This is a genomic window from Halorubrum californiense DSM 19288, from assembly GCF_000336875.1.
GTDB lineage: Archaea > Halobacteriota > Halobacteria > Halobacteriales > Haloferacaceae > Halorubrum > Halorubrum californiense.
On record NZ_AOJK01000059.1, the window covers coordinates 68,695 to 85,044 of the forward strand.

13 protein-coding genes and 3 pseudogenes are annotated in these 16,350 nt (G+C 63.0%); 8 read left to right on the plus strand and 8 right to left on the minus strand.

Annotated features, from left to right (window positions below):
- Positions 1-104: 104 nt before the first annotated feature.
- Both C463_RS11585 and C463_RS11590 read right to left on the minus strand, forming a co-directional pair.
- Positions 105-2,867 carry a GAF domain-containing protein gene (locus C463_RS11585; RefSeq protein WP_008443938.1) on the minus strand — a complete coding sequence of 921 codons (2,763 nt, stop codon included), beginning with the start codon at positions 2,865-2,867 and terminating at the stop codon, positions 105-107.
- Positions 2,868-3,024: 157 nt separating this feature from the next.
- A pseudogene (locus C463_RS11590) lies at positions 3,025-4,913 on the minus strand (S9 family peptidase).
- Positions 4,914-5,012: 99 nt separating this feature from the next.
- Between C463_RS11590 and C463_RS11595 the strand changes: the two are divergent.
- The 5 genes and pseudogenes from C463_RS11595 to C463_RS17865 all read left to right on the plus strand — a co-directional run bounded on the left by C463_RS11595 (position 5,013) and on the right by C463_RS17865 (position 9,586).
- Positions 5,013-6,617 carry an FAD-binding domain-containing protein gene (locus C463_RS11595; protein ID WP_008443940.1) on the plus strand — a complete coding sequence of 535 codons (1,605 nt, stop codon included), beginning with the start codon at positions 5,013-5,015 and terminating at the stop codon, positions 6,615-6,617.
- A gap of 66 nt (positions 6,618-6,683) precedes the next feature.
- Positions 6,684-6,917, plus strand: coding sequence for a YgaP family membrane protein (locus C463_RS11600; protein ID WP_008443942.1), 234 nt, complete (start codon positions 6,684-6,686; stop codon positions 6,915-6,917).
- A 181-nt stretch (positions 6,918-7,098) separates the two neighbouring features.
- Positions 7,099-8,331: an FAD-dependent oxidoreductase gene (locus C463_RS11605; RefSeq protein ID WP_008443944.1), complete on the plus strand. Its 1,233-nt coding sequence runs from the start codon at positions 7,099-7,101 to the stop codon at positions 8,329-8,331.
- A gap of 99 nt (positions 8,332-8,430) precedes the next feature.
- Positions 8,431-8,841 carry a MaoC family dehydratase gene (locus tag C463_RS11610; RefSeq protein WP_008443946.1) on the plus strand — a complete coding sequence of 137 codons (411 nt, stop codon included), beginning with the start codon at positions 8,431-8,433 and terminating at the stop codon, positions 8,839-8,841.
- A 110-nt stretch (positions 8,842-8,951) separates the two neighbouring features.
- Positions 8,952-9,586, plus strand: a pseudogene (locus C463_RS17865) (IS6 family transposase).
- Positions 9,587-9,883: 297 nt separating this feature from the next.
- On the opposite strand, the gene C463_RS11620 reads toward C463_RS17865, so the two are convergent.
- The 3 genes from C463_RS11620 to C463_RS11630 form a co-directional block, all read right to left on the minus strand.
- Positions 9,884-10,954: a M23 family metallopeptidase gene (locus C463_RS11620; RefSeq protein WP_008443949.1), complete on the minus strand. Its 1,071-nt coding sequence runs from the start codon at positions 10,952-10,954 to the stop codon at positions 9,884-9,886.
- Positions 10,951-11,343, minus strand: a complete 393-nt coding sequence (locus tag C463_RS11625; RefSeq protein WP_008443951.1) for a hypothetical protein — start codon at positions 11,341-11,343, stop codon at positions 10,951-10,953. Before C463_RS11625 ends, C463_RS11620 begins: the two co-directional genes overlap by 4 nt.
- A gap of 94 nt (positions 11,344-11,437) precedes the next feature.
- A complete protein-coding gene (locus tag C463_RS11630; RefSeq protein ID WP_049905856.1) occupies positions 11,438-11,890 on the minus strand; it encodes an ArsR/SmtB family transcription factor in 453 nt (150 codons plus the stop codon).
- A 272-nt stretch (positions 11,891-12,162) separates the two neighbouring features.
- On the opposite strand from C463_RS11630, the gene C463_RS11635 reads away from it, so the two are divergent.
- On the plus strand, positions 12,163-12,861 hold the full coding sequence (locus C463_RS11635; RefSeq protein WP_008443954.1) for a hypothetical protein: 699 nt from the start codon (positions 12,163-12,165) through the stop codon (positions 12,859-12,861).
- Positions 12,862-12,968: 107 nt separating this feature from the next.
- On the opposite strand, the gene C463_RS17875 is transcribed toward C463_RS11635, so the two are convergent.
- From C463_RS17875 to C463_RS17880, 3 genes are all read right to left on the minus strand, one after another.
- Complete coding sequence (locus tag C463_RS17875; RefSeq protein ID WP_080510828.1) at positions 12,969-13,814, minus strand: ABC transporter permease; 846 nt, start codon at positions 13,812-13,814, stop codon at positions 12,969-12,971.
- Positions 13,811-14,785, minus strand: coding sequence for an ABC transporter ATP-binding protein (locus C463_RS11640; protein WP_049905861.1), 975 nt, complete (start codon positions 14,783-14,785; stop codon positions 13,811-13,813). Before C463_RS11640 ends, C463_RS17875 begins: the two co-directional genes overlap by 4 nt.
- Before the next feature lie 232 nt (positions 14,786-15,017).
- The gene (locus tag C463_RS17880) at positions 15,018-15,356 is read right to left on the minus strand and encodes a hypothetical protein (RefSeq protein ID WP_008443956.1); all 339 of its coding nucleotides are present in this window, start codon (positions 15,354-15,356) and stop codon (positions 15,018-15,020) included.
- Positions 15,357-15,496: 140 nt separating this feature from the next.
- On the opposite strand from C463_RS17880, the pseudogene C463_RS17885 reads away from it, so the two are divergent.
- Together C463_RS17885 and C463_RS11645 are read left to right on the plus strand one after the other, a co-directional pair.
- Positions 15,497-15,826: pseudogene (locus C463_RS17885) on the plus strand (transposase); the annotation flags it as partial.
- A gap of 45 nt (positions 15,827-15,871) precedes the next feature.
- A partial coding sequence (locus C463_RS11645) for an IS630 family transposase (RefSeq protein WP_008443958.1) occupies positions 15,872-16,350 on the plus strand: 479 nt, incomplete at its 3' end.

A 16,350-nucleotide genomic window follows, 5' to 3' on the forward strand; every position in this document is an offset into this window, starting at 1 on the left:
CGCGGCGTGTCCCTCGCGCTCGCTCGCGCCGGCGTCCGCGACGCTCTCTGGACGGTTTCTGTCGAGAGTTCGACCCCCGACGAACGGCGACGCAGGAGCCTCGATCAGTCGACTCGTTCGAACCCGGTGATCTCGAAGCGCGCACCGCCGGTCTCGCTCTCGGTGAGCCGGACCGCACAGTCGTGCGCTTCCGCTATCTCCCGGACGATAGCGAGCCCGAAGCCCGTTCCATCCTCGTGAGTCGAGTAGCCGGAGTCGAAGACGCGGTCGTGCTCGTCGTCCGGGATGCCCGGACCGTCGTCGGCGACGTAGAATCCGTCGTCCACGTCACCGACCGTGACTGTCACGTCGTCGCCGCCGTGTTCCACGCTATTCCGGATCAGGTTCTCCAGCAGCTGTGCGAGCCGGCTCCGATCGGCCCGGACCGTCGATTCGGCGTCGACGTCGAACGTCGCCGCGGCGGTGTCCACGTTCCCCCAGCACTCCGCGACGAGGTCGGCTATGTCGACCGGCTCGGAGTCGGCGGCGTCGGCGCCCTCCCGAGCCAATTCCAGCAGGTCGTCGACGAGCGCGCCGATCCGCTCGTGCGCTCTCGCCACCGCGTCGAGGTGTTCGTCGTCGCGCTCCGCCCGCGACAGTTCGAGGTGGCCCTCCGCCACGTTCAACGGGTTCCGCAGGTCGTGGGAGACGATGCTGGCGAACTCCTCCAGCCGCTCGTTCTGTCGTTTGAGTTCCCGCTCGTGCTCGATGCGGTCGAGTGCGGTCGTCGTGTGCGCGGCGACGGTCTTCGCGAGCGAGAGGTCGACATCGTCGAACGCGTCGGTCTCCGTCGACCCGATGAGGAGGACGCCGTGGCGGTCGAGCGGGAGGATGATCTCGCTCCGGATCTGCGTCCCCTGATTGAACCGCTCGGGGACGGTCGAGAGGTCGTCGTAGATCTGCGGTTCTCCCGTCTCGAACGACTCCCACGCGACCCCCTCGCCCGAAGAGAAGGTCGGCGGGGTGCCGATCAGCTCTCGGGTCGCCTCCGTCCACGCCACCGGCACCAACTCGTCGTCCGACTCGTCGTAGAGGTGGATCGCGCTCGCCGGCATGTCGAGCACGTCGTTGACCGTCTCGATGGCGATCTCTCCGGCCCGCTCCGCCGTCTCGGCCCGCATGACCGACCGCGCGGTCTCGTGTAACGCGTTGACGACTCGCTTGTGTCGCTCTCGGTCGGTGACGTCCGTGATGAACCCCTCCAGCACCGTCGCCTCGCCGTCGGTCGAGTAGGTCGCCCGGCCGCGCTCCCAGACCCACTTCGTCTCCCCGGACTCAGTGCGGATCCGGTAGGTGATCTCGAACGCCTCTTGCCCGCCGATCCCGTCCTGTATCGCGTCCCACACCGCCTCGCGGTCGTCGGGGTGGATGACCTCCTCGCCGTATCTGTGAGACCCCTCCAGTTCGGCCGGATCGTATCCGGTCAGCTCCGCCACCTCCCCTCTGAGGTCCTCCATCGGCCAGCCGGGCTCGTTCCGGCAGCGATACACCATGCCCGGGAGGTTGTCGATGAGTCTGGTCAGGCGTCGCTCGCGCCGTTTCCGCTCGGTGAGGTCCCGCGCGATCCCGATGAGCCCCTCAAGTTCGCCGTCGCGGTCCGTCAGCGTCGACCCGACAATCTCGAACGGGACGCGTTCGCCGTCCGCCGTCGTCGCTTCGGCCTCGAACGACACCTCGCCGGTCTCGATCGTCTCCGTTATCGCCGCCGCGACGCGCTCTCGTTCCCCCTCGGGAAAGAGGTCGGTCGCCCCCATCTCGCCGATCTCCTCGTCGGTGTAGCCGAGGGCCTCGACGAGGCGGTCGTTCCACCGACGGAACGTTCCGTCGGTGTCGAGCACGTAGAAAACGTCGTTGAGCGAGTTCACCGTCTGTTGGATGAAGTCCCGCTCCTCGCGGAGCGCGGCGCGGACCTCGAACGAGTGGACGACGTGTGCGACGTCGTCGGCGATCTCCGCCAGCAGGTCGCGCTCGGTCGCGTCGAAGGCGTCCGGCCGCCCGGCGTAGACGGCGAGCAAGCCGTAAAGGGTGTCCTGATACCCGAGCGGAAGGGCGGCCACCGACTGGAAGCCGCGTTCAAGCGCGTCCGACTTCCACGGGTCGAAGTCTTCGTCCTCGGCGATGTCCTGTGAGACGACGACCCGACGCTCGCGGATCGCCGTGCCGCCAGGCCCGCGTCCGGTGGGGTGTTCGTCGGTCCTGACGGTGATCCCGTCGAGGTACCCGCGTTCGGCGCCAGCGGACACCTTCGGTTCGACGTGGCCCGCCTCGGGATCGACCTCGCCGATCCACGCGAAGCGGTACGGGTCGGACTCGCTGATGATCTCGCAGACCCGCGTCTCGGCCGCGCGCCGCGAGTCCGCCCTGACGATCGCTTGGTTGATCTCGCTGGCGAGGGTGCGGATCCGGCCGAGTTCGGCGGCCCGCTGGCCGGTTCGGAACTGCTCGACGGCGTTGGTGACGCGGTTCGCGAGGACGGCGTACTGGCCCGTCCCGCTCTCCTTCTGGAGGTAGTCGGTGACCCCGGACGCGATCGCGTCGCCGGCGACCTCCTCGCTCCCCTTGCCCGTGTAGAGGATGAAGGGCAGATCCGGGTGCGAGTCGCGGACGGCTTCGAGGAACTCGATCCCGTTCCGGCCGGGCATGTCGTAGTCGGAGACGACGCAGTCGAAGTCGCTGTCTGCGACCCGACCGATCCCCTCGGCCGCATCCGTCGCGGTCTCGATCTCGAGCCGGTCGTCCTCGCGTTCGAGGTAGGTCGCGGCCAGGTCCGCGAGCTCCGGCTCGTCGTCGACGTGAAGAACCCGGATCGCGTCTTCGTCTGTGCTCATGTGCCGCCTGATACCAACACCTCCGACCCACGATAAATAATGTTGGGCCGATCCGCCGCGTTCGTCCCCCGGGTCGAACGCCGTGCCGTTCGGCGTCGGTCAAGCGTGGATGTCGAGAGATGAGAGTCGACTGCGGGCGGTCGACCGCGCCGCCTCGTCAGTCGTCCAGCGACGCGACCGCGGTGCGCTCCGCGCCGATCCGGCGGTCGAGGAAGTCGTCGAGCAGCTCCAGCGACCGGATATTCTGGTCGATGTCGCCGGAGCCGTGGCCCTCCTCGCCGAGCTCCTCGTACTCGTAGTCGGTCCCCTCCTCGAAGCCGGCATCGTCGAGCGCGTCGCGGAGGATTCGGGCCTGCGAGACGGGCACCCGCAGGTCGTTGACGCCGCGGACGATCAGCAGCGGCGCGTCGACGTTCTCGACGTAGTTCACCGGGCTGCGCTCGCGGTAGATGGCCTCGTTCTCGTCCGGCTCGCCGAGGTTCTTCACCATGAGCTCCGTCCGGAAGTGGGGCATGGTGTTCTCGTACATGTCGAACAGGTCGCTGACGCCGACCCACGTGATCCCGGCGGCGTACAGGTCCGGGTACTGGACCATCTGCCAGTTAGCCGAGTAGCCGCCGTATACGGCGACGCACTCCTCGTCGAGCCAGTCGTACTCGTCGAGGACGTGCTCGGCACCGGTCGCCACGTCGCCCTGCTCGGCGCCGCCCCAGTCGTCGTACAGCTCCTGAACGACTCGCGCCCGCGACCGGACGACCCGCGGTAGTTCACCTGAAGCACGGAGTAGCCGCGCGAGAGCAAGAACTGGACGCGGTAGTTGAACCGCTGGAGGTCGAGCGCGCGCGGCCCGCCGTGGGGGTTTACGACCAGCGGTGAGGGGCGGCGGCCGGAGTCGAACAGCAACCCCGCGATTTCGAACTCCTCGTCGGGGTCGTGGTCGACCGCTCGCGCCGGAGTCTCGGGAACGCCGTCGGAGGTGAACGTCACGGTCTCTGGCTCGACGAAGTCGTCGGGGTCGAACGGACCGTACTCCGCCCCGAAAACGCGCTCGAATTCGTCCGTGTCGAGGTCGTACGCGACCAGTTCCGGCCGGCGGCTCGACGTCGTGAGGGACATCAAGAGGCGCCCGTCGGCGAGCGGTTCGCCGACGAACGGCCGGACGACCCCGTCCGGGAACGAGAGCGCGCTCGACTCGCCCGCCTCGGCGTCGTAGACCACTGGGACGACGACGGTTCCCTCTACCCGGTTCGCGACGAAGCGCTCGCCGTCCGGGAGGAACTCGGTCGGCGATTCGGTGTGCTCGTCGCTCCCGAACCACGTCACCGTCGCGTCGTCGACGCCGTCGGCAAGGTCGACGACCCCGCTTCGACTCACGTCGGTCGTGTTGTCGCTGACGAGGAGTCGGTCGCCCTCGGGACCCCAGTCGATCGGTCGCGCCTCGGCGCCGACGGCACCGATCTCCAAGTTCCGGGCGTTCGACCCGTCGCCGTCGGCAACGTAGACGTCGCTGTTCTCGTAGGCGTCGGTCTCGTTGGTCGCGTACGCGATCCGGCCGCCGTCGGGGGAGAGCTCGCCGGCCGCGACCGCGCGCTCGTAGTCGGTGAGCTTCGTCGTCTCGCTGCTCGGCACGTCGTGGCGGTAGAGGTTCATCTGCCCGTCTCGGCTGGAGCCGAACAGGAGCGTCTCGCCGTCCTTGCCCACGTCGTGGAGGTGGACCTGCCCAGCCATCTCGACGATCGGCTCGCTCTTGCCGTCGAGCGACATCGCCTACACGTCGTGTTGCTCGTCGCCGTCCTCGTCGCGGTGGTAGAAGAGGCGGTCGCCGCTCGGGTCCCACTCGAAGCCGGCGCGGACCGAACGCGGCACGTCGCCGTCGCTGAGTTGCTCCAAGGACCCGTCATCGGGGTCACAGAGGTGAAGGTCGTTGCGACCGGTGACATCGTAGTAGAGGGCGACGGTCGCTCCGTCCGGGGACACGCGCGGGCTCGCGATCGTCGGCAGCGAGGCGAGTTCGCGCAGTACGTCGGGCTCGTCTGTGTCGGACATCCGTGATGACGCGGCGTCGGAACCCTATTCAACGTTTCCGCCGCGGAACCCGCGGCGGCCGACAGGTCCTTGCGCCGCGGATCCGTACGATCCGTTCACATGACCGCGGGCGACGACGCCGCGCTCTCATCGGCTCCCGAGGCGGAGACCGTCCGGTCGCTCGCGGGCCCACCGGGGACCGTCGTCTGGCACCGGAAGGACCTGCGGATCGCGGACCACCCCGCGCTCGCGGCGGCCGCCCACGAGTCCGACCGGATCCTCCCGCTGTTCGTCTTCGACCCCGCGTTCTACGACGAGCGCGGGGCTGCCTGCGACGCCCGGATCGAATTCCTCCACGACTGCCTGCGCGACCTCGACCGCCAGTACCGCGACGTGGGCGGGGCGGGGCTGACGTACGGTCACGGCGACCCGCTCGACGTGCTCGCGCGGTTCGTCGACGCCGGGTGGGACGTCGTCGCGAGCGCGACGCCGACCGGTCGATACGGCCGACGACGCGACGAACGCGCCCGCGAGCGGCTCGGCGTCGACTTCGCCGCGGGCGATGGGCTCGTCCGCGACGCCGCCCGCACGCGGGAGAACTGGAGCGACCGCGTCGAGTCGTGGTTCGCCGCCGACCCGTTCGACTGGGACCCGCGGTCGGTCGCGGTCGAGCGCGTCGAGACGGGCGTGGATCCCGACCGCGTGAGCGACGCGTACGGCGTCGCCTCGACGAAGACCGGGGTACCCACCGGCGGACGGGAGGCGGCACGCGAGCGACTCCGCGAGTTCACCGAGTCGATCGCGGAATACCCCGGATCGATCTCCTCGCCGCTCGACGCCCGGGAGGGGACGAGCGGCCTCTCGGCGTACCTGCGGTTCGGCTGCCTCTCGGTCCGGGAGGTCCACCGGTACGTCGACGAGCGCGCGCCGGACGGGCGCGGGAAGTCGATGTTCGTCTCTCGGCTGTTCTGGAACCGCCACTACACCCAGAAGCTGCTCGACTGGCCGGGGTGGCTCGACCGCGCGGTGAACCCGGTCTACGAGGGATTCAACCGCGACCGACACGACCCGGACCTCGTCGCGGCGTGGAAGCGAGGGGAGACCGGGTTTCCGATGGTCGACGCGAGCATGCGGTGCCTGCGCGAGACGGGCTGGCTCAACTTCCGGATGCGGGCGCTCTGCGCGAGCGTCTACTTTCACATCCTCCAGCAGCCGTGGCGGATCGGCGCCGACCACTTCTACGAGCACCTGATCGACGGCGACGCGGCGATCAACTACACGCAGTGGCAGTCACAGTGCGGGCTGGTCGGCCGTCCCGGACTGCGATTGTACGATCCGCGCAAACAGGTCCGCGATCAGGACCCGGACGGCGAGTTCGTCTCGCGGTGGGTTCCCGAACTCGACCCGCTCCCGACGGCGCACCTCGACGCGCCCGAGAAGACCCCGCTCGCGGTCCAGCGCGAGGTTGGCGTGCGGATCGGCGAGGAGTACCCGTACCCCGTCGTGGAGTACGAGTCAGCCCGGGGGGAGTTCCGCGAGCGCTACGGCGCGGTCTACGGCGCGGCCGCCGCCCGACTCGGCGGCGAGGCGATCGCGCGCCGCGCGTCGCTGTCGGGCGGGATCGAGGCCGCGCGGTCGATAGCGGCCGAACACGGCCAGCCGGCGGCTCTGCGCGGAGACGACGTCGCGGAGTCGCAGCAGACCGGGCTCGACGACTTCGAGTGATTCGCGGCGAAGCGAGGCGAGGCGGCGGTGGAAAGCTTCATACGACTGTGCGCCGTATTGTGACGTATGAACCAAAACGTCGGTGCGACGGACAAGCTGGTCAGAATCGCAGTCGGTGCCGTCGCCGGTGTCGCCTCGATAGCGACTCTCGCGGGCGCCGCGCCACTCCCCGCCCTCGCGGCCCCGGTGCTCGGCGTCGTCGCCATCGCGATGCTCGCGACTGCCGCGACCGGAACCTGCGGCCTGTACGCACTCCTCGGCGTCGACACCTGCCCCGCCGACGCCGGCGGCTCGCGCTGAGACGCCGTCGCGGCCGGATCCGGAATTCGGCCGATAACACCCTTTCGAAACCGGTTTTCCCCCTCGTTCGACGGCAGTCTCAAGTGCGCGGAATGCGTATGTATAGCATGATCGACAGTGATTGGAATCGACGGCGTCTCGCGGCGGAGCACGCTCCCGCGCCAACCCGGGTGACCGTCGCGTGAGCGACGACCCGACCGTCCTGGTGATCGGCGGCGGCGCGACGGGCGCCGGGGTCGCCCGCGACCTCGCCACGCGCGGCGTCGACGCGACGCTCGTCGACCGCGGCGGGCTCGGGAGCGGCACCTCCGGGCGCTCGCACGGGCTCCTCCACAGCGGGGCCCGGTACGCGGAGGCCGACGCCGAGGGGGCCAGCGAGTGTATCGAGGAGAATAAGACACTCCGCGACGTCGCCGGGGCGTGCGTCCGGGAGACCGGGGGCCTGTTCGTCCGGCTCGACGGCGACGACCCCGACTACTTCGAGGAGAAGATCGCGGCCTGCGAGGCGATCGGGATCGAGACGGAACGGCTCGACGGCGACGCCGCCCGCGAGGCGGTGCCGGGCCTCGCCGACGGGGTCGCGGAGGCGTTCCGCGTCCCGGACGGCGTCATCTACCCGTCCCGACTGGTCGCCGCGAACGCCGCGGACGCCGAGCAGCACGGCGCGACCGTCCACCCACATGCGCCCGTCGAGGACGTGACGGTCCGCGACGGCGCGGTCGAGTCCGTCGAGGTCGGCGGCGCGGTCGACGCGACGCTGGAGCCGGAGGTCGTCGTCAACGCCACCGGCGCGTGGGCCGACTCGATCGCCGAGATGGCCGGCGTCGAGGTCGGAATGGCGCCGAGCCGCGGTGTGATGGTCTCCGTGGAGTACGACGGAGCGCCGCCCGTGCTGAACCGGTGTCGCGACCCCGACGACGGGGATATCGTCGTCCCGCACGACGGCGAGGTCGTGTTGGGGACGACGAGCGTGCCGGTCTCCGACCCGGACGACTACGAGACGGAAGACTGGGAGGTCGAGCGCTCGGTCGAGGAGTGCGCCGCGATGCTCCCCGCGGTCGCCGACGCGCCGACGGTCCGGACGTGGTGGGGCGTCCGGCCCCTGTACGCGCCCGACGAGTCCGGGTCGAACCGGCGGGGGATCTCGCGCGGCTTCACGCTGCTCGACCACGAGCGCGACGGCGCCGCCGGCCTCTACAGCGTCGTGGGCGGGAAACTGACCACCTACCGGCAGATGGCCGAGACGACCGTCAACGAGATCTGCGACCGCCTCGGCGTCGACGCCGCCTGCGAGACGGCGACCGAGCCGCTGGCCCACGCCGACGACCCCGAGCGGCTGGACGAGCTGGTCGAGGCGTACGGCGGGGCGAACCCCACCGACGCGGACGTGGTCGGCGTTCGGATGAGCGACTGAGCCGGAAGGGGTCGCGGTCGCGCAGCGATTCGAGCGCGTCACGCCGCGGGTTCGAGGCTGAACCACGGGATTGAGGCGGACGGCGCGCGTCTCATCGGTATGCCAGTCGCGGCGGTCGGCGAGACGGTAACCCACGAGGTAGCGATCACCGAGGAGACCATCGAGGCATTCGCGGAGCTGTCGGGCGACGAGAACCCCATCCACCTCGACGACGAGTACGCCGCCGAAACGATGTTCGGCGGTCGCGTCGCGCACGGGATCCTCTCGGCGGCGGTCGTCTCCGGAGCGCTCGCGCAACTCTCAGGCGACATCGTCTACCTCTCGCAGGAGATGTCCTTCGAGAAGCCGGTGTACCCGGGCGAGACGGTCGAAGCGAGCGTCAGCGTCATCGACGACCTCGGCGGCGACCGGCTCGTAGCCGAGACGACCGCGACCGTTCCCGAGCGCGACGAGCGGGTCCTCTCCGGCGAGGCGACGGTGCTGTCGGTGCCGCACGGAAACGGCGACTGATCGACGAAGGCGGATATCCGGCCGAGAGGATTTATAAATGGTGCCTCAATGCGGCGGACGGTGTTCAGATAAGGTTTGAAAGGTGAGGCGGTGCGTTTTCAAAGTGATTCATGCCCGAAAACGACCGCCTCGGCGGCTGTTTAGACGATATCAACTTAGAGTTTGTGGAGCGAGAGGCAACACCGAAGTTGTTGATGAAGCTCAGTATTCAGCTCCACCTTGCTGTATTATCGATTTCGGATACTGTTTCATTTCTTGAGGTATTTGGTGTTGATCGGGTTCGATCTACTGTTCATAACTGGGTTCACAAGGCCGAGCTACAGCCGGAATCTGGTCGCAGCCCGAATCACGTTGCGGCCGATGAAACTGTGATTCAGCTTGACGATGAACAGTATTGGCAGTACGCCGCCGTCGATCCCAGTTCAAACGATTTGCTCCACACGAAGCTTGAAACGACAAGAACGAACGTGATCGCGGATCAGTTTTTCGCGGAAATCCGCGAAAAACACGACGTGGACGACGCGATCTTTCTCGTTGGTGGTGCGGTTCCACTTCACCGAGCATGTGAAAAACACGGTCTCGATTTCAGATACGAACGACATGGAAATCGGAACAGCGTCGAACGTATTTTTCGTTCGATAAAACGCAGAACTACCATTTCTCAAACTGTTTCAGCAACGCCAAAGCAGAAACTGCTGACGAGTGGCTGAGATCGTTCGCTTTCGCATGGAATCAGCTTATCTGAACACGAGGGTTGAAACAGCGCTCACTGTCTTGTCTATGTAACATAGTTCAGAAAAAGTTGATTACAGCACCGAGAGCGAATCCGAATCCCAACACGATGGTTGAATAAACGGTTTGTTTGGGTGTGACATGAAAAATGCCGGAACACGATATTCCAACCGAACACCCGAAAAGGAACCCATGAACCGCTGTTCCGAAAGTTCCGACCGGCCCTGATAGAATAAATTCAACGATCAAGATACCGCCGAAGCCGATTAGAAAGAGAGAGCCATCTCGCCAAACGTCCCGTTTTTGCTTTTCAATCATACGTACTGTGAGTGATTGTTTGGCCACAGTGGATGTAGGTCCGTGTACGCTCACTCGGCCGTGATTCAGGGTGATTCGTGGCTGCGTCGAACTGGATTGGAAGGCCAGCGCCGATGTACGGGAACGAATGATCCTGTACGTGAAAATGAAGGTGTGGTTCACTTGAGTTCCCTGAGTGGCCACAGCGACCGATCTCTTGCCCTCGCTCAACGCGTTCGCCTGATTCGACACAGAGACTTCCCTGTTTCAGATGCGCAAGGAAGCTGTACTCGTTTTCAGCGTGCTTGATGACGACGTAGTTCCCGGCGAGGCGATACTGGAGTGGGTCAATCCACCCGGTAGTCCGATGGTGATCACGATGACCATCCTTCGCCTGTACTACAGTTCCACCAGCAGGTGCCAGAATCGGCTCGTCGAAACAGTAGAACGACTCAACCCCATCACCGGCATCGTGCGTACTGCCAGCGTCATCAGTGATGACGAAATCGTACGCGTACCGTTGCCGAACCGGAAACCACGAGTGCGAATACCGCCTATCCGGGCTCCCGTTCATTACGGTCCACTCGCCGTCGAACGGGAGACGGTACTCGACAGTCGACTCGAACGTCTGCGGACGCGGAAGCCGCCCACCGTGCCTGAGATAGGCGACGATAGCGCCGAACGTCTGGAGCAGGCCGCGGATCGCGGTATTCGGATGAACGAGCACCACCAGCAACTGGAGCGTCTTGAGCGGCCCCGGCTCGTATCCCATTTCGATCCACGAACGCGGATCGTTATCATCATGTGTCGATGTCGCTCCTTGTTCCGTTCCGGTCCCCTGTCGGAGTACTGAACGGATTTGAGTCCAGAGACCACGCAGCAACACGAGGGCTGGGGGGACGAAAAAAAGCAAGAAAAATAGGTAAAATAGCTCTGCGATCTCGAACACCCAGTGAACTTCTTCGAGCCATCCAAAAAATCCAAGAAATCCTAAGAGGCCAAAAAGCAGTGAGACCCGGGCAACCCGATCGACGAGGGACTCCTCCGCCGAGGGATCAAGAGGATGAGTCACGGACAATGTCATTGATTTCGCTCGTCCAATGGTGTCTGCTTAGTGTATCTTCCGTGGAACGCGACCAGATCGATGCCCATCGCGGTAAGCGAGAGGCCGCCGAGGCCCGTGACTAATAGGAATATCGAGTCCCATGAGGTACCGACGAAGCCAAGCGGGAGCGACAGTCCCAGCAAGATATTTCCGAGGCCACCCCAGCGGTACCACGCCCAGCCGCCGAGACCGCCGGTGGCCGCGACGAGATCACAGATGCCTGCTAAAACAATCATCAAGACCTGTATGGTTAGTACTGAAGCCGCAAGCAGACCGCCGCCGAGCAGCACGGCCACAGCAGCCGCAACCGCGGTCAGGAATGCGCCCGAAAGCGCGTAGAGCCGTCGCTGATTTTGGTAGCTACTCATGCTTTCTAGTCTGGGGAGGAGCGGTACTCGTATCGGTCTGTCCAGAGGGCAGATGGAGGTTGGTCAGGGTGTCGCAGTACAATTCGGTGGGGGCTCATTCTCTATCGACCAGCCGCGAGAGTGCGGCGCCAATCGCGACGATGATACCCACAGGTCCAATCGCGTTGGCAAACCGTTTGAACGCGGCTGTCAGTCCTGACTGATCGTCCGTAGTGCCGAGAAAGAGTATATACGGCTCCGTCGACGGTCCATAGATGCTCATTTCCCGTCCCTTTTCTGAGTAACACATGTCGAGCACTTCGATTAACCCGGCGTCTTGGAGGTTATCAACGTGGTAGGAAACCGCTTGTACTGACATATCCAATTCGGCCGCGAGGTCTTTCACAGGCTTCGGTTCCTCGTTGAGTTCACAGAATACTGCTTGGCTCGTATCCGAAGAGAGCGTCGAGAGAATTTTGCGAGCCCGTTCATCGTCGATACACAGGAGACTCGGATCTTCGGACCGGTCGATGGTTGCGTCCGAGTGGGTTGGGAGTAGCCCAGACATGGGATCAGTGTGGCAGAGATATGTCTGAAGGGGAAATAGTGATTTGGGTGACTAAAGCTGAATTTTCAGTAGCTATCCCCAATAGATTGAAGAATTCATCATCACATGTGCTGCTAGGAGCCTCGATGATCCCTCCGCGTGACGACATCGACGGGTGTGGGTGTATTCGCTGCCGCGGTATTGATCCAGCGATTCTCGGGCGATCAACGGCAGGTGATCTTCGGTGGAGTATTGACCTGCTCCAGAAGCGACTGTCAGTCCCGGCAACAGCCATGACATTCGTCGTCGTGCTGGCAGCACTCGAACTCATACTGGCGCCGTTTGAGCCGACGGTCGGGTGGGTCGATACTCCAATTCACAATCTAATCGGAGGTGTGCTGCTGGGTATCCTGCTCCGGGGGTACATCTCCACCGTCGTCGCAAGCGAACTGACCGACCAGCAGATGACGAGGCGGGAGACAGTCGCATTCGTCACACGCCGTCTTCTACCCTTGTCAGCGACACTACTCGGGATGATAATTATCGCTGCGATAGCATTTGCGCTGTCGCTCATGGTTGTCTCGTTACTCGTCTTCGACACAGGAGTGCTCGGACCAAGCGTGTTCGAAGGGGTCACGCCGACACTCTTGTTCGGCTCGGTTGTGGCGGTCATATTCTACAAGTTCTGGCTAGCGCCGGATATCGCGGTTGTCGGTGGTGTAGGGCCCGTAACCGCCCTTCGGATGAGTTGGACCACCACGACCACCCAGTGGCTACGAGTCGCGTCCCTGCTAGTGAGTTTTGTTGCAACTGTCGCCATGCCCGATATCTTCGGCGGCGCGCTCGCGGCAACTAACGTGGAATTCATGCTCGGCGCCCCCGGAAGCGAGACTCTCGTTAGCGGATTTCGATGGTTGACCACGTCTGTCTGGTACTGCGTCGGTGCCCAGATATACGTCCGGTCGATTCTCAGCGGCCCTGTAACATCGTAAGTGCTGTATCCGCGGAATATTGGCAGTCACTAGCGAAAGCAATCACGCCGATTACCGCCGATGACGCCAGACAGCAGCAGGAGCCGCTTCTGTGCCGCTATCACCCACTATTGCTCCCTGAACGACCAGTATCCGATTAGTATCGAAGCAACAACCCAGGTTAGTACAACGACAACTCCGGCTGGTTCCGAGAGATAGAATGGTGTATCTCCCTCGATCAGATCTGATGTTCGACGGACTGAGACGTACTCCGCATTGCGCATCCACTCGAATCGTGCGACGGTAATGTCGCCGATGGCTGTTCCAGGATTTAGTCGTGTCAGGAATGCGAACCAACTAGGCCGGGTGTCTCCACCCGGGAACGACCTATTAACGAGCCAGTATACCGCCTGCGGAATCCTTTCCCAGAAGAAAAACAGTACGACGTAGGCGCCGAACGCACCGCCGACTGCACCAGTAGACGAGTCGACACTCGCAGAGATAGCGACACCGACAACCGCGTAGACGACGCCCACCGTGATCAGTCCAAGCACTACTAGAAGCGGCGGACCCAACGGAACTGAATCATACAATCCAACCAACATAAGTAGGCCGACGATACCGCCGCTCCCCGCGACGCCAATCGTCGCAGCCACCCGTGATAGTGCCATTCCGAGGACAATATCAAGTCGACGGTTTGGAAGTCCGAGAAGGAATCGCATCGTACCGGATTCGCGTGCGCCAGCGATGACACGATGGCCGAGACCAAGTGCGACAAATGGCACCACAGTACCGAGCGCAATGAACAGCGTCTCTACGCCGAGTGTATAGCTCAGACTGGGGCTATCAGTAACTAATGCCGGAACCGCTGTAGCTAATCCGCACACCCCGGCAACAATAGCGGTCGCCAGCCAGATTAGCTTTGATCGAATAAGCCCGCGGAGATCGGTCCGAGCAACATAGTGCCAGTTCATGCGTCACCTCCTGTCGCGGCGGCGATTGCGGACATCTCGTTGTGGGCCACTTCCCCGTCTTGATCCGTCACCGCCGCGAAGAACTCTTCTAGCGAGGGGGTGTACGTTTCGATGTCGATCACAGTCGCACCCGCGGCCTCTGTAGCGTCGATAACTGCGGCTTTTCGGCTAGCCACCGTCAGCGAGATCGTGAGAGTTGTGCCGTCAATCTGGACATCGGAGACAGCGTCGAGTCCACCGAGTTGATCAGGCAGGCCGTCCGGTACCCTCTCGACTGTGAGAGCGATTTGGTGGTCATTGAGGCGGGTTCGGAGCATCTCGACATCACCTTCAGCCACGAGTTGCCCATCCCGGAGTACACCAACGCGGTCACAGACCGACTCCACCTGTTCCATGCTATGGCTAGAGAAGAAGACGGTTGCCCCGCGCTCAACCTCCTCACGTACGATGGATCTGACAGTCCGGGCGCCGTTCGGGTCTAGCCCTCGTGTTGGCTCATCAAGCACGAGTAAGTCCGGATCGCCAGTCAGTGCCATCGCAAGTGCGAGCCGTCGTCCCATCCCCGTTGAGTAGCCACTTGCCCGCTGGTCTGCGACGTCAGCAAGGCCGACTCGAGCAAGGATGTCGTCTGGACTCTCGGTCACATCTTTACAGTTTTGTGCGAATACGACGTGTTCACGCCCAGTCAGTCGCTCAAACAGCCCGAACTCGCCCGGAAGGAGCCCAACCGCCTGTCGGATCGAGCCCGAGGCCGTTTGGGCCTCGTACCCGAGTACGGACACAGACCCAGACGTGGGTTGGGTCGTCCCAATTAAGATGTTAATCGTAGTTGATTTTCCAGCACCGTTCGGCCCAAGAAACCCGTACACTTCACCCTGTTCGACAGTGAGGTCGAGGTCATTGACGGCGACGATGTCGCCGTACCGGTGTGTCAATCCGTCCACCTGGATCGCTGGATCGGAAGGGGTCATCAACGAGAACTGGAAGTTGAAGTATACTATCACTATGGGATATTCAAATTCAGCTTTGAACACCGTACTGCGGGAGAATGCTGTCTACGACGCTTTGGGATGGTCAGGTGTCGAATATACGTATATTTGGGCACCAACACAGGCGGGTGAAAATAAGATCGAAAGATAGGACGGTGAAAAGATCGAGTAATTCGTAATCAGTTCCGTCCTAACGGCGATAGCGAACACCCCGCTACAAGTCATGATTTGAGGGGTCACAAAGGGCGATACGCGCCTCATCAGCAGAAACGCTGATTATCACGACTTCCAGCCCGTGTTCAGTGGCGATGCTGCGTATGCTTTCCGGGGCGTTTTCTGGAGCAGCATCCACAGCACCACCGTCTCCTGGCAATGCGTCGAGAATACATATCAATAGCGATTGGTTCTCGTGTCTCAATGCTCCCTCGCGTGCGATTTTACCGGATACCCACTCACCGGACAATCCCGACACAGCCGTATCGCCGCTATCGAACTCAAATCCAGAATAGCCTGCCTCTGTCAGTTCTTGTTTCACACCCTCCCAGTCCGTCATTAACAGTCTAATCGAAAATACGGACGTAAGTATTCCCTGTATTCAGCAGGCGCTCTTCTGTATGAGGTTGTTGATACTGCTGAGCTGTCGCTGTGGAGTCGAAGAGGACAAGAACACCGCGTCAGCGGTGTCCGACACGAATGATTCTGCTAGATGCGTTTGGGTCGGAATCGGTCGCAGCGGACCTGCTCCAACAGGTTCGCTGGCGTGACGGTGTTTCCTGTCCTCGCTGCCGTTCTGACCGAACGGTCAGAAACGGCAGCTACGGGCATTTTCAACGGTATCTGTGTAAGGATTGCGACCGCACGTTCAATGATAAGACTGGCACGATCTTCGCTCATTCGAAGATTGCGCTCCGCAAGTGGTTGTTCTCGATCTACGCGTTTTCGCGGTTTAACACGAGTCTCAGACAGTTACAGTGCCAAATCGAAGTCACCTACAAAACGATCCACAGGCGTGTCGAGCGCTTCATAGTGCCTAGTAGAAGTTATGAAGGTAGAGTTTGATGTGTAGCTATGTCTGGGGATCGCCGTAAAGAGATCGTCCGTCACCTCAGCNCTACGGATGAAAAACTCACTGAGCGGTTGATTTTCGTTAAGCGGCTCTACAAGGGGGCAACCTTGGAGGACGCTGCCGACGACGTCGGCAGGTCCTCCGCGACGGGAACGCGTTGGGCTCGCCGATGGAACAAGGGCGGGCTCGGACTTCTGATGCCGAACTTCGGGGGCGGCAGGCCCCCGAAGCTCGGCGAAGAACAACAGCAACGCCTCTTGGAACTGCTCCGTGAGGGGCAACCGTGGAAGAAACAGGAGATACAGCACTTCATCAACGAAGAATTCGGCGTTGAATTTCACCCAGCTCATCTTACTACGTTCCTCAAAAGTCTCGGCCTCTCCTACGCAATTCCGCGGACTAAGCGCCCATCACGGCCAGAAAATGCCGAAGAGATCCTCGACGAACGCGTCAGCGACGCGTTCGACGAGGGGCCTGATGA

Bases quoted from the DNA above. Each gene is read 5' to 3' on its own strand.
- C463_RS11595 (WP_008443940.1), top strand. From the start codon at position 5,013: ATGACCGCGGGCGACGACGCCGCGCTCTCATCGGCTCCCGAGGCGGAG.
- C463_RS11585 (WP_008443938.1), bottom strand. From the start codon at position 2,867: ATGAGCACAGACGAAGACGCGATCCGGGTTCTTCACGTCGACGACGAG.
- C463_RS11620 (WP_008443949.1), bottom strand. From the start codon at position 10,954: ATGACATTGTCCGTGACTCATCCTCTTGATCCCTCGGCGGAGGAGTCC.
- C463_RS17880 (WP_008443956.1), bottom strand. From the start codon at position 15,356: ATGACGGACTGGGAGGGTGTGAAACAAGAACTGACAGAGGCAGGCTAT.
- C463_RS11635 (WP_008443954.1), top strand. From the start codon at position 12,163: ATGACATTCGTCGTCGTGCTGGCAGCACTCGAACTCATACTGGCGCCG.
- C463_RS11625 (WP_008443951.1), bottom strand. From the start codon at position 11,343: ATGAGTAGCTACCAAAATCAGCGACGGCTCTACGCGCTTTCGGGCGCA.
- C463_RS17875 (WP_080510828.1), bottom strand. From the start codon at position 13,814: ATGAACTGGCACTATGTTGCTCGGACCGATCTCCGCGGGCTTATTCGA.
- C463_RS11600 (WP_008443942.1), top strand. From the start codon at position 6,684: ATGAACCAAAACGTCGGTGCGACGGACAAGCTGGTCAGAATCGCAGTC.
- C463_RS11630 (WP_049905856.1), bottom strand. From the start codon at position 11,890: ATGTCTGGGCTACTCCCAACCCACTCGGACGCAACCATCGACCGGTCC.
- C463_RS11610 (WP_008443946.1), top strand. From the start codon at position 8,431: ATGCCAGTCGCGGCGGTCGGCGAGACGGTAACCCACGAGGTAGCGATC.
- C463_RS11640 (WP_049905861.1), bottom strand. From the start codon at position 14,785: ATGACCCCTTCCGATCCAGCGATCCAGGTGGACGGATTGACACACCGG.